Origin of the sequence: Paraburkholderia sp. BCC1886 (assembly GCF_900996245.1) — a bacterium.
Lineage (GTDB): Bacteria > Pseudomonadota > Gammaproteobacteria > Burkholderiales > Burkholderiaceae > Paraburkholderia.
Map to the genome: position 1 here is coordinate 34589 of NZ_CAAJGK010000085.1, position 13058 is coordinate 47646.

The 13058-nt window shown below is 63.4% G+C and carries 13 protein-coding genes; 8 read left to right on the forward strand and 5 right to left on the reverse strand.

The window, feature by feature from the left end; genetic code table 11:
* Positions 1–5: 5 nt before the first annotated feature.
* Positions 6–1532 (reverse strand): AMP nucleosidase, encoded by a 1527-nt coding sequence (locus FQ746_RS26840; RefSeq protein WP_144112823.1) that lies wholly within the window; start codon positions 1530–1532, stop codon positions 6–8.
* 185 nt (positions 1533–1717) lie between these two features.
* Here FQ746_RS26840 and FQ746_RS26845 point away from each other — a divergent pair, with 185 nt between their 5' ends.
* From FQ746_RS26845 to FQ746_RS26865, 5 genes are all read left to right on the forward strand, one after another.
* A complete protein-coding gene (locus tag FQ746_RS26845) occupies positions 1718–2113 on the forward strand; it encodes a hypothetical protein (RefSeq protein WP_144112824.1) in 396 nt (131 codons plus the stop codon).
* Positions 2114–2308: 195 nt separating this feature from the next.
* Entirely contained in the window at positions 2309–3349 is a 1041-nt protein-coding gene (locus tag FQ746_RS26850; RefSeq protein WP_144112825.1) for a homoserine kinase, read from the forward strand.
* Positions 3340–4146, forward strand: a complete 807-nt coding sequence (locus FQ746_RS26855) for a BPSS1780 family membrane protein (RefSeq protein WP_144112826.1) — start codon at positions 3340–3342, stop codon at positions 4144–4146. The genes FQ746_RS26850 and FQ746_RS26855 overlap by 10 nt, the downstream gene beginning before the upstream one ends.
* Before the next feature lie 112 nt (positions 4147–4258).
* Complete coding sequence (locus tag FQ746_RS26860) at positions 4259–4723, forward strand: MarR family winged helix-turn-helix transcriptional regulator (protein WP_144112827.1); 465 nt, start codon at positions 4259–4261, stop codon at positions 4721–4723.
* Positions 4724–4907: 184 nt separating this feature from the next.
* Positions 4908–5327: an organic hydroperoxide resistance protein gene (locus tag FQ746_RS26865; RefSeq protein WP_144112828.1), complete on the forward strand. Its 420-nt coding sequence runs from the start codon at positions 4908–4910 to the stop codon at positions 5325–5327.
* Between the two features lie 98 nt (positions 5328–5425).
* On the opposite strand, the gene FQ746_RS26870 is transcribed toward FQ746_RS26865, so the two are convergent.
* On the reverse strand, positions 5426–6973 hold the full coding sequence (locus tag FQ746_RS26870; RefSeq protein WP_144112829.1) for a tetratricopeptide repeat protein: 1548 nt from the start codon (positions 6971–6973) through the stop codon (positions 5426–5428).
* Positions 6974–7195: 222 nt separating this feature from the next.
* Here FQ746_RS26870 and FQ746_RS26875 point away from each other — a divergent pair, with 222 nt between their 5' ends.
* Complete coding sequence (locus FQ746_RS26875; RefSeq protein WP_144112830.1) at positions 7196–8695, forward strand: cryptochrome/photolyase family protein; 1500 nt, start codon at positions 7196–7198, stop codon at positions 8693–8695.
* Between the two features lie 115 nt (positions 8696–8810).
* Here FQ746_RS26875 and FQ746_RS26880 read toward each other — a convergent pair whose 3' ends face one another.
* Positions 8811–8996 (reverse strand): DUF3563 family protein, encoded by a 186-nt coding sequence (locus tag FQ746_RS26880; RefSeq protein ID WP_144112831.1) that lies wholly within the window; start codon positions 8994–8996, stop codon positions 8811–8813.
* A gap of 105 nt (positions 8997–9101) precedes the next feature.
* Positions 9102–10295, reverse strand: a complete 1194-nt coding sequence (locus FQ746_RS26885; RefSeq protein WP_144112832.1) for a PHB depolymerase family esterase — start codon at positions 10293–10295, stop codon at positions 9102–9104.
* A gap of 388 nt (positions 10296–10683) precedes the next feature.
* Here FQ746_RS26885 and FQ746_RS26890 point away from each other — a divergent pair, with 388 nt between their 5' ends.
* Both FQ746_RS26890 and FQ746_RS26895 read left to right on the forward strand, forming a co-directional pair.
* Positions 10684–11391, forward strand: a complete 708-nt coding sequence (locus FQ746_RS26890) for a phosphatase PAP2 family protein (protein WP_144112833.1) — start codon at positions 10684–10686, stop codon at positions 11389–11391.
* Positions 11392–11590: 199 nt separating this feature from the next.
* Entirely contained in the window at positions 11591–12385 is a 795-nt protein-coding gene (locus FQ746_RS26895; RefSeq protein ID WP_144112834.1) for an SDR family NAD(P)-dependent oxidoreductase, read from the forward strand.
* A 42-nt stretch (positions 12386–12427) separates the two neighbouring features.
* Here FQ746_RS26895 and FQ746_RS26900 read toward each other — a convergent pair whose 3' ends face one another.
* Positions 12428–13036: a hypothetical protein gene (locus FQ746_RS26900; protein ID WP_144112835.1), complete on the reverse strand. Its 609-nt coding sequence runs from the start codon at positions 13034–13036 to the stop codon at positions 12428–12430.
* Positions 13037–13058: the final 22 nt, after the last annotated feature.

Sequence of the window (13058 nt, forward strand, 5' to 3'; positions counted from 1 at the left end):
TCGCGTTACTGGAACGCCACTTCCGCAAAGCTGCGCAGCTTGCGGCTATGCAGGCGATGCAGCCCGTTCATCCGCAGCAGTTCCATCGCCTTCACGCCGATCTGCAAATGCTGATCGACCTGCGCGCGATAAAACTGATCCGCCATGCCGGGCAATTTCAGTTCGCCGTGCAGCGGCTTGTCGGACACGCACAGCAACGTGCCGTACGGCACGCGGAAGCGAAACCCGTTCGCGGCGATCGTCGCGCTTTCCATGTCGAGCGCAATCGCCCGGCTTTGCGACAGACGCTGCACCGGTTCACGATGGTCGCGCAGTTCCCAGTTGCGATTGTCGACGCTGGCGACGGTGCCCGTGCGCATGACGCGTTTCAGTTCGACGCCGTCCAGCTGCGTGACCTGCGCGACCGCGCGTTCCAGCGCGACCTGCACTTCGGCGAGCGCCGGAATCGGCACCCACAAAGGCAGATCGGCGTCGAGCACGTGATCCTCGCGCACATAGCCGTGCGCCAGCACGTAGTCGCCCAGACGCTGCGTATTGCGCAGACCCGCGCAGTGCCCGAGCATGATCCACGCATGCGGACGCAGCACGGCGACGTGGTCGGTGATCGTCTTGGCGTTCGAAGGTCCCACGCCGATGTTGATCATCGTGATACCGCTGCCGTCGGCGCGTTTCAGGTGATACGCGGGCATTTGCGGCAGACGCGGCGGCGCGCTGCCTTCCTGCGCCTGTTCGCCGAGATTCTCGTTGTACGTGACCACGTCGCCCGGTTCGACGAACGAGGTGTATTCGCTGCGATACGCGCGCAACGCGTCGTCGTCGGTATGGGCCATCATCGTGCGGCCGAGCTTGACGAACTCGTCGATATAAAACTGGTAGTTGGTGTACAGCACGTAGTTCTGGCAATGCGTCGGCGAGGTGGCCGTGTAGTGCTTCAGCCGATGCAGCGAGAAGTCCACCCGTGCCGCCGTGAACAGCGCCAGCGGATGCGGATCGCCCGCGAGCGGCTCGTAAGTGCCGTTGACGATGCGGTCGTCGAGCAGCGCGAGGTCCGGCGTGTCGAACACGTCGCGCATCAGGAACAGCCGCTCGCGGTCCAGATCGCCTTCCAGATGAATGCCCTCGGCGAACGCGAAGTGAATCGGAATCGGCTGGTCGGACACGCCGACTTCGATCTGCACGTGGTGGTTTTTCGCCAGCAGGCGCAGTTGCTCGCGATAGTAATTGCCGAACAGGTCCGGCCGCGTGACGGTGGTTTCGAACACGCCCGGACCGGCTACGAAACCATACGAACGACGCGAGTCGATATGCGTGTTGACTTCGGTGCACACGCGCACGAACGGATAGCAGGCGCGCACGCGGCTCTGGAACGATTCGTTGCGGCGATATCGCGCGAAGGCGTCGCGCAGAAAAGAGGTGTTCGCTTCGTAGATGGCCGACAGACGCGTGACGGCCTCGGTGGCATCCTCGAAGGACTCGGTGGGGAAGCTGTTGGCGGGAGTCTGCACCGCGCGTTGATTGGTCTCGTTGTTCATCGTCGTTTGCCTCTTCGTCTTACGCCCGGTTTCATTCGGCCCTATTGATGCGACGACATTACCACGGAAGTTACGATCGCCAAATGGCCGGAGCGCGGTGGAATTAACGGGGCGATGGTGCTCCGATGACGACCTTCTGCCAGGCGGGATTTGCTAGAATCGGGCGACCCTATCGGAGAATCACCATGAAGTCGCTCCTTCCCGTCGCCGTGGCACTGGCCCTAGTCTTCGGCAACGCCGCGATGGCTGCCCAGCCCGTCGACGACACGCCGCCCGCCGGCGTGCCGCAGTCCGCCAACGAACGTGCCGGCCTGCCCGACCTGGACAAGATCAACCGGCCCGGCGCCGAGGTCAGCTCGAAGGTCGAAATCAACGTGCCGCGTACGCCCAGCTTCTATGAGCGCAGCGCGAACGGCACTGAAATCACCGAATTCCGCGACAAAGGCAAGCCCGTCGAAATCAACGTGCACTCCAACCTCGGCACGCGTTATCAGATGAGCGCGCCGCTCGACACATCGCCCACCGTGCGCGACAACGGCCGCGCCAGCACGCGCCTGCCGTCGGTGCATCTGAGCTACTGAGCGCAAGCCGGAGCGCGGGCTTCCGTTCCGGCCGAACCTGTTTCACGCTCCCGCTTCCGGTTGCATATCGTCCGTCGACCACCGGACGGTTTCAGACGAAGCCCGCCTACCTTACCGCGCCTTGATCCAAGCGCTCTTCTACCCTGGCGCTGAACGATACGCGCCAGTCCGATCAACCTGACCGACGTTTCCCGCATGGCTGTCTTCACCGCTGTTACCGAACCCCAACTTGCTGAATGGTTACGCCATTACGATCTCGGCGACGTCGTCGAGTTTCGCGGCATTCCATCGGGCATTGAAAACAGCAACTTCTTTCTGACGACGACGCGCGGCGAATACGTCCTCACGATTTTCGAAAAGCTGACGGCCGAACAATTGCCGTTCTATCTCGATCTGATGCGGCATCTTGCGGCGCACAGCGTGCCCGTGCCCGATCCGATGCCACGCGCCGACGGCTCGCTGTTCGGCATGCTGCACGGCAAGCCCGCCGCCATTGTCACGAAGCTCGAAGGCGCCCCCGAGCTGGCGCCCAAGGTCGAGCACTGCGTCGAGGTCGGGCACATGCTCGCGCGTCTGCATCTGGCCGGGCGCGGTTACACGCGTCATCAGCCGAATCTGCGCAGCTTGCCGTGGTGGCAGGAAACCGTGCCGACCGTCCTGCCGTTTCTCGAAGGCGCGCAACGCGAGCTGCTCTCGTCCGAACTCGCGCATCAAACCGCGTTCTTCGCCAGCGCCGATTACGCCGCGTTGCCCGAAGGCCCGTGCCATGCCGACCTGTTCCGCGACAACGCGCTGTTCGCGCATGCGGCGCCGGAGTCGGGTCACGCGGTCAGGCTGGGCGGTTTCTTCGACTTCTATTTCGCCGGTTGCGACAAGTGGTTGTTCGACGTTGCCGTCACGGTGAACGACTGGTGTGTCGATCTCGTGACCGGCCGGCTCGACCTCGCGCGAACCGATGCGTTGCTGCGCGCGTATCAGTCCGTACGGCCGTTTACCGTCGAAGAGGCCCGCCACTGGGGCGACATGCTGCGGGCCGGCGCTTACCGCTTCTGGGTCTCGCGCCTGTATGATTTTTATCTGCCGCGCGCGGCCGAATTGCTCAAACCGCACGATCCCGGTCATTTCGAACGCATTCTGCGCGAACGTTTGTCCGGCGTTCCTCTCCCAGACGCGCCAGGCACTGCAGACGCGTCTGGCACCTCAGGCATTTCAGGCACCCAACCCTCATGCAACTGATCGAAGTCCCCGCGAAAACCGGTTACGTCTGGTTCCGGCAGGGAATCTGGCTGTTCCGCAAGAATCCGCTCGCGTTTCTGACGCTGTTTTTCACCTATCTGCTGGTGATGACACTGATGTCGCAAATCCCGGTGATCGGCGGCGTGTTGCCGCTGGTCTTCATTCCGGGCGTCGCGGTCGGCTTCATGGCCGCGTGCCGCAACACGATCGCGGGCAAGCCGGTATTTCCCACTCTGCTCGTGGACGGCTTTCACTCCTATGGTCCGGGGGCCACGAAACGTCTGCTGGTGCTGGGCATTATCTATGTCGTCGCGATGGCGCTGGTGCTGGCCGGCTCGGCGCTCGCCGACGGCGGCATGCTGCTGAAGGTCATGCTCGGCACCGCGACCATGGACCAGGATGCAATCGCCAACAGCAACATCCCGTTCGGGGTGATGGCCGCGCTTGCGTTCTACATTCCCGTCGCGATGATTTTCTGGTTCGCGCCGATTCTCGTCGCGTGGCACGATGTGCCGCCGGTCAAGGCGATGTTTTTCAGCGTCGTCAGTTGCTGGCGCAATCGCGGCGCGTTCATCGTGTTCGCCGCGTTGTGGTTCGCGGTGGCAATGGTCGTATCGCTCGGTTTTTCCACGATCATGCAGGCAATGGGCGCAGGCGATTTCGCGTTCGCCGTGTTGATGCCCGCTACGATGATCGTCACGACCATGCTGTACTGCTCGTTTTACGCGACGTATCGCGGCTGTTTCGGCGTGCAGACGCCGGAAGCGCCGGATCTGCCGACGACGCCCGCGGCCTGATAGCGGACCGGCATAGTCCCGCTATAGCCACCGCCCGACCTGCGACACGCTGATTCGGGCACAATGATTCGTGCGCAATCTATTCGCACGCTATTTTTGGTCGGGAGGCATCATGGCCCAGCGCCCCGCTTCATCCGCTTCGCTCCCTTTGACGCTCGACGAGCAACTCTGCTTCGCGCTCTATTCGACGTCGCTCGCGATGACGAAGGCCTACAAGCCGTTGCTCGATAAACTCGGGCTGACCTATCCGCAGTATCTGGCCATGCTGGTCTTGTGGGAAGCCGACGATGTCACCGTCAAGGACATGGCGGCGCGACTTAACCTCGACTCGGCGACGGTCACACCGCTCCTCAAACGCCTGGAGATGCAAGGCTTGCTCGAACGCGTACGCGGCACCGAGGACGAACGGCTCGTCTTTATCCGGCTCACTCAAGCCGGCTCTGCGCTCAAGCGCCAGGCTCGCGAGCTGCCGGGCGAAATTCTCTGCGCGACCCAGCAGACGCCGGAGTTCCTGGTGCGTCTGCGTAACGATCTGACGCGACTGCGAACCACGCTCAACGATTTCATGGAGCAGTAAACACGCGTCTTCGACAACGCTATGTCGCGTGGCTATCGTAACGATTTGCAAATTCATTTGCACGCTAATGATTAGCGCGATATCTTACTCGCATGCCGCTTCGATAGAGCGCCGCCTTAGACGGCCGGCGAACCGATAGCGGCAAGCATGCACATCCTGATAACCCAGCTAAAGGAGCCGCACCATGAACATTCTCTACAAGGCAAGCGCAACGAGCACCGGTGGCCGCGATGGTCGTGCCGTGTCGTCGGACAATGCGCTGGACGTGAAGTTGGCCGCACCGCGTGAACTGGGTGGCAACGGCGCAGCGGGGACGAACCCGGAACAACTGTTTGCCGCCGGTTATTCGGCGTGTTTCCTGAGCGCCATGAAATTCGTCGCCGGCCAGCGTAAGCAGGCCTTGCCGGCCGACACGCAAGTCACCGCCGAAGTGGGCATCGGCCCGAACGACGCGGGCGGGTTCGCGCTAGACATCGATCTTCGCGTGACGCTACCGGGCTTCGCCGCCGACGCGGCCAGGGAACTGGTCGATGCAGCGCATCAGGTTTGCCCGTACTCGAATGCGACGCGCAACAACGTCGACGTGCGCCTGGAAGTGGCTTGAGCAACGTTGCAGCGTGATATGACGCGGCGATGCGCGTGAACCTCGCATCGCCGTGAAAAAAGCGCCCGCCTTTTCTACGAGAAAGGCCGGGCGCTTTGTCATTGGCGGAGGGGTGCGGTTTGCAGATCGGCAATAACGTGTTGCAACACGTCGCTCCACTCGCCGCGCCGCTGCTGCGTGATGACACGTAAGCCCGGATACCAGGGACTATCGTCGCGCCCACGCAACCAGCGCCAGCAACCGGCGAAACGGTTCAGCAGCCAGACCGGCTTGCCCATCGCGGCGGCGAGATGCGCGACCGACGTATCCACGGAAACGACCAGGTCCAGATTCGCGATCAGCGCGGCGGTGTCCGCGAAATCGGCGACGTCGTCCATCCAGTCGATCAGGCCCGCTGTGTTGTTCGCGTCGGCGCGCTTGGAGTGGTCGTCCGCCTTCTGCAAGCTGACCCAACGCACGTGATCGAGCGCCAGCAGCGGCGTAATCTGCGCGGAAACGAGGCTGCGCGCGGTGTCCGCACTCCAGCCTGTGTTACCGCCTGCCCAGACGATGCCGGCACGCGGCAAGTCCGCGTCCGGCAGACGAGCGAAACGCTCGCGCCACGACGCGACGAGAGCCGGATCGGCATGGAGATACGGGGTGTGCGATGGAATCGTGTCGAGCCGGGTACCGAAGGCCATCGGCAGGGACAACAACGGGCTGTACCAGTCCCATTCCGTCGGATCGTCAGGCCATGCATCGAGCAGCACGATGTCGGGCCAGCGCGACGAAAACGACTGTTCGAACAGTCGCCTGAGCGGAGGTGGGCAGACAAAGCCAACTTGTGAAAACCGCTCGAGCGCCATCGGCAGGTAGCGCGCGAACTGCAGACTGTCGCCGAAGCCTTGTTCATGCACGACGAGCAGACGCCGGGGTTTTTCTGCACTGGACGCGCTCTGCGGCGTTACGCTGCCGCCGGTCCACTGCGGCAGCGGCAGTCTCGGGCGATCGTGACGCGGCTGGTCGATCGCCATCCTCACGCCAGCCCAGCGATCTTCGAAGTAAGGCCACGCCTCTTCGTAGCGACCCAGCGCCAGCAGGACGTGACCAAGATTGCTGCGTGCTTCGACGTTCTGCGGATCGAGATGGACAGCGTGCCGGTAATGCGACTCGGCGCCCTGCAGATCGTCCAGCGCCTTCAGCACGGTGCCCATGTTGTTGCACGCCGCCGAGTGGTCGGGCGTGAGTTCGAGCGTGCGCCGATAGCAAGCGGCGGCATCTTCGAGACGGTCCTGCAACTGGAGCGCGAGCCCGAGGTTGTAATTCAGCACGTCGAACCCGGGATTCAACGCCAGCCCGCATCGCGCACTCTTCACAGCGTCGATGAAGCGACGCGACCTCGTCTGAACGACGCACAAGCTGTTGTAGAAAACGGCAGTGGCCTCGACTTCGATTGCCCGCTCGATCCACGCCGCGGCCGAGTCGGCGTCGTTCAGCGCGAATGCCACTAACCCGCGCAGATGCAAGCCTTCGGCATGATCCGGGTTGAGCGCGAAGACGTTCGCCAACGCGTCGCTCGCGGCCTCGAAGTGGCCCGACTGATAGGCGTCGAGCGCCCGCGCGTAATGGGCGAGGCTTGGGTCTGTGGACAAGGAAGTGGTAGGCATGACAGGCGAAATTCCGGTGATCTGCTCGAGAAAGCGGCAGCGGCGGATTATGAACCACCGTTGTCGAGGCTCATCCCAGAAAGGCACGACGATTGCGACACGCGATTCGAGCCTCATTCCCGCACAACGGCCTCGACGGTTTATGCTAGCGGGCCGCACCCATCACGCTACGCGCACCGCGAACCGACAGCAGCGGCCCGCGCTTCTCACTCCACGATCCCGATGACACGCGTCCGACGCCTGAACGACTCCTTCGATACCGGCCTTGTCTGGTTCCGCCGCGATCTGCGCAGCGCCGACCACGCCGCGCTTTACTACGCGCTCAAGCATTGCGAGCGTGTCTGGTGCATGTTCGTGTTCGACACGACCATTCTGCAACCGCTAGTCGATACGTGGCAGGCGAGGCATCCCGATACGGAGCCGCAAGATCGCCGCATCGAGTTCATTCTGGCGTCGCTCGGCCAGCTCGACGAGGCATTGCGCGCGAAGGGCGGCGGTCTGATCGTGCTGTACGGCGATCCCGCGGATCTGGTGCCGAAGCTTGCCGCGGAACTCGGCGTCGAAGCCGTGTTCGTCAATCACGACTACGAGCCGGTGGCAATCGCCCGCGACGAGGCCGTGCGGGAACAACTGAGCGACGCGTCGCGCCAGATGCTGACGTTCAAGGACCAGGTGATTTTCGAGCGCGACGAAGTGCTGACCGGCCAGAACAAGCCGTTCACGGTGTTCACGCCGTACAAGAACGCGTGGCTCAAGCAACTGAACGCGTTCGACCTGAAGCCTTATCCCGTCGATACGTATGCGAAACATCTGGCCGCCGTGCCGCGCAAACTCGACCGCAAACTGCCCACGCTGAAGCAACTCGGCTTTGCGCCGAGCAACCTCGCCGAGCTCGAATTGCCCACTGGGATGAGCGGTGCGCAGCAGCTGCTCGACGACTTCAAGACCCGTATCGACAGTTACGCCGATCGCCGCGATTTTCCCGCGGCGAAAGGGCCGAGCTATCTGTCTTTCCACCTGCGCTTCGGCACCGTGTCGATCCGCACGCTCGCCCGGCTCGCCCACGAGATGTCGCTACAACCGGACGGTAAAGGGTCGTCGACGTGGCTCTCGGAGCTGATCTGGCGGGACTTCTATTTCATGATTTTGTCGCATCATCCGCGACTGGCGAGCGGCGCGTCGTTCAAGGAAGAGTACGACCGCCTGCGCTGGGAGCGCGGCTCGCACGCCGACGAAGCGTTTGCCGCCTGGTGCGACGGGCGCACGGGCTATCCGCTGGTCGATGCCGCCATGCTGCAACTGAATCGCACGGGCTACATGCACAACCGTCTGCGGATGGTGACCGCGAGCTTTCTGGTGAAGGATCTGGGCGTGGACTGGCGGCTCGGCGAGCGCTACTTCGCCGAGCAGCTGAACGACTTCGATTTCTCGGCGAACAATGGCGGCTGGCAATGGGCGGCATCGACGGGATGCGACGCGCAGCCGTACTTCCGGATTTTCAATCCGGTGACGCAATCGGAGAAATTCGATGCAGAGGGCCGCTTCATCAAGCGATATTTGCCGCAACTCGCCAAAGTGCCGGCGAAATGGATTCACGCGCCATGGCAGGCGGGAGCGGAGCGGCTTGCGGAATTCGACGTGGTGCTAGGAAAAGACTATCCCGCGCCGATCGTCGATCACGCCGAAGCACGGCAGCGCACGCTAGCCCGTTTCGGCAAGTAAGAACACGCTAGATGTGATTTGCGCAGATTGCGCGGAGAGTCGAAAGGGGGGCGTTCGTCGCGTTGAAACTCGCTAGCTGCGCTAGCTGGCGACCGGAGCGCCCGACCCGGACGACTTAATACTGACCCATTTCGCCCATCCAGGACGGCTGGCGATTACGTGCCGAGCTGTCCAGTTTGCGCATACGGAATTCGAGGTCGTAAAGGTCCGTGGCTTCGGCCAGGAAGGCGTCGGCACGTTCTTTTGCGAGTTGATCGGGGGATTTGGTGAGAAACAGGAACAGGCGGCTAAGCAGGTACATGGTCGGCCTCGGCAATGAGATTAGGCGTTAACTCCTAAGGGATAACCCGCATTATAGGGAAAACCCTAGTCGCCGCCAACTCATTTCAAAAATGTCTTTTGCCGTTTATCTTCCGCCGGAAGAAGCCTCTGCCATGGCGTTTTCCGCGATACGACCGGTGCCCGTGCGCCGCTGGTGCTTGAAAAATTCCCAGATCATTGCGCTGGCGTCGGGTCCGGTGGCCGAGTGAAACGGCACCGCTTCGTCGCCACCGCTCCACGCATGAGCGAGCCCTTGTACGCGGCACAGGCGCACTACCCGGCGTCCGCCACGCACGTAATCGCGCGTTACCACGCCATTCTTACGATCTTCCCGCATTTCGCCGGATTTCCGGACGCTGTTTTCGTCGACAATTCGGTTGAGTCGGAGAAACTGCATGGCCAGTTGCTCGGAATTGACCGGGGCGACCACCTGATCGGAGTCGCCATGCAGGATGATGGCCGGCATACCGGGATAGCGGGCGACATCCACACTGTCGTCGATCAGCGCCGCCGGCTCACGCCGGGCGCCGCGCCGCATCACGTCCATGGCGGTAATGCCCGAGCGGGCTTCGCCGAAAGCCGGGCCCGAGTGCATGGCTACTGCGGCGAAATGCTCCGGATAGGTGACGGCCAGCAAAGCCGTTAACCCGGCGCCCGCGGAAATACCCGCGGCGTATACGCGCTCAGCGTCGAAACCGTGCTGAGCCACTAGCGCGTCCACCAGAGACACCACCGCGCGAGCTTCCGCGCCACCGGCGCTTTCGCTCGTGTCGTACCAGTGCCAGCAGCGATGCGAGTGCACATGCTTCGACTGCTCGGGATAAACGACGGCGAAGCCGAAGCGGTCCGCCAGCACGTTCATTCGCGAGCCTTCGGCGAATTCGTCGATGGATTGGGTGCAGCCGTGCAGCATGACCACGAGCGGCATGGTTTCGAACTCGTGCCCCGCCGGAATGTACAGCCCGTACTGCAGATGGTTGACCAACCGCCCGGGCGCCGCCGGCGCCGAGTGGAACGAACGGGTCCACGCACCGCTTGCCCAGGCGGAAGCGCGCGGGCGCACCCGAGATTCGCGCAGCGTGCGCGGCGCTTCCCGTTTGACTGGCGTACGCAGCGCGGCAGTCGGCTTGATTGGACGGACCTTGGCCGAAACCTTTTTGGCTGCGGGCCGCGCCGGACGTGTAGTCGCGCGCTTAACGGTTGCCTGCGTCTGCTCCGTCTGGATGACGAGCAGCCGCTTCAAACCGCGCAGCCAGATTTTCGAGAGACTTTTTGCCATCGGCGAATAACCTCGCAAAAAGGGACAGGGCCCGTTCATCCGAACGGCATTTTGTTGTGCAATGCACAATAACACCATTCCCCGTGCGATGCTGGAGGCCGGACCCGCACTTTCGCGCCGAAATTTCCGCTTGATGAACCCAACGGTCGGCCATCGATAGCGTCACCGAAGGACCTTGTTCGCCAGCCCACGTCCGGGCACAGATAGCTTGGTCGTCGGCCAACCTCGCCGGCGCAGCCCGTCTATACTGGCGAGGAATTTATTGGCGTGCGAGCCTGAGCCGGTCAATTTGCGGCAGACGCAGGTGTCGAGCGCGCGCCAGCACCAGCAACCAGGCAGCACCCGTTTATCCACCCAATCCTATGCGGCCCCCGGTCGCACTTCAGCCATGCCTGATTTACCCGTCCACCTGTGGTTCGCGATCACCAGCCTCGGCGGCGCCGGTATGACGCTGCCGCTCGCGTTGGCCATCGCGCTCTGGCTGGCGGTCGGCTACTCGTGGCGGCTCGCGGCGGGCTGGCTGCTGTTGCTCGGCGCGGCGATCGGTGTGGTCACCATCACCAAGCTGGCGTTTCTCGGATGGGGTGTCGGCGTGCGCGAGCTGGATTTCACAGGCGTCAGCGGGCACGCTACGCTATCCACCTCGGTGTATCCGGTCGCGTTTTTCCTGATGTTCCTGCCCGCGCGGTCGAAGTTGCGCGTCGTCGGCGTGTTGCTGGGCCTGGCAGTCGGCATTGCGGTAGGCCTGTCGCGCGTGGTGTTGAGCGCGCACTCGCCGTCCGAAGCGGTAACGGGCTGTCTGGTCGGCGCGCTGGCCGCTCTGCTGTTCGTGCGGATGGCGTGGGAGGCCAAGCCGGGACAATTGTCCGCGTGGCCGGTCACGGTGAGTCTGCTGCTGCTCGCGCTGCTCACCCATGGTGTTCACGTGCCGACCCAGCGCTGGGTCACGCACATCGCGCTGACGGTGTCCGGTCACGACCGGCCGTTCATCCGCGCGAAGTGGAAGGCGGTGCGAAAGGCCCACCGCGACATCGCGCCGTTGTCGCAGACATTCAATACGCTCGCGCCTGCGAGTAACCTTGCGGCCATCGCCTGACCTTCTGCGTGCGGCTCCCGCCGCGCCGGCCGTCCAGCGAAAGGCCGCCCGCGCGGCTTTCGTACCCAGCCTCCTCCCGCCGATCACCACCGCGCCGCCGACTGGCACAAGCCGTGCTGCCGCATTCATCCTTGCATCCGGCAGACGCGGCCACGAGCCGTCGTCGATTGCCGCCACGTCGAATCTACGAGGAGTGACCATGAACATCGATCTATCGGGCAAGACCGCCATTGTCAGCGCATCCACGGCAGGCATCGGTCTCGCCATCGCGACCGGCCTCGCCGCATCGGGCGCCGAAACGCTGATCAACGGACGCAAGCAGGAAGCCGTCGACCGCGCCATTGAAACGATCCGCAAAACCGCGCCGCAGGCCAAACTGCACGGCTTTGCCGGCGACCTCGGCTCGCGCGAAGGCTGCGATGCGCTGGCCAAGGCGGTGCCGCAAGCCGACATTCTCGTGAACAGTCTGGGTATTTTCGGGCCGGGCGATCTGTTCACCACCGGCGACGACGACTGGGAGCGCTACTTCCAGGTCAACGTGATGTCGGGTGTCCGTCTCACGCGCCACTATCTCAAGGGGATGATCGAGCGGCGCTGGGGCCGCGTCGTGTTCATTTCGTCGGAATCGGCACTGAATATTCCGCCCGACATGCTCGCCTATGGTTTCTCGAAGACCTCGCAGTTGAGCATTGCGCGCGGCATCGCCAAACAGGCGGCCGGCACGGGCGTGACGGTCAACTCGGTCTTGCCGGGACCGACGCTGTCGGACGGCTTCCGCGCGATGGTCGAAGACACGGCCAAAGAGCAGGGCAAGACCGTCGAACAGGTGGCGACCGAATTCGTCCGCGAGCATCGCAGCAGTTCGATCATCCAGCGCGCGGCGACGACCGAGGAAGTCGCGAACATGGTGGTTTACGTCTGCTCGCTGCAGGCCTCGGCGACTAGCGGCGCGGCGTTGCGCGTGGACGGCGGCGTGATCGATACGATCGCTTGAGGGAGCAGGCTTTCGGCTTCCTGGTGAATGCCGACACGCCGCTCAATGCAGGATAGGCGGCAACGACCCGCTATTTGCCGTGGCCGGACTGTCTCCCGGGCCAGCGGTGGCGGGCCGGGACGTCGCCGCGGCGTAGGTCGCGAGAGGTTTGTGCGCAGCGGACGGCGTGCCGGCCTGAAGCGTGTAGGACTTCGCATTGGGATTTTTCGCGAGGCTCGTGGTGTGGCGCGAGCCTTGCACCGGCGCCTTCGCCTTAGCGATCCGCACATCCCGTTTGTTGGTTTGAACGACCAGCGGCGCCTTACCGTGCGACTTGCTCCTGCCGGCGTGGTCCCCAGCCGTCGCGCCCTTCACGGCGCCCTTGCCCGCACTTTCCGCCGACGTCTTCTTCACGCTGCCATGCGCCGTCGCTTGACGACCCCGGCCCGGCACAGCCGCAACCTTCTGCGGCGTCTTCCCGTGCGCTCTGGTTTTCAGCTTCGACGACGCATGCTTCGCGCTCACGCTCTTCTTGCCGGTCCCGGCCTTCGCATGATGCGCGGCCGCCTCGGGCGGATTCCACACTTCGGCATAGTTAGCGGCCGTCGCTGCACCGGATACACACCATACGGCAAGCGCTGCGGCCGCCGTTGCTACTGCTCGAACCCACATCCCCTGCTTCTCCTGCTCTTCG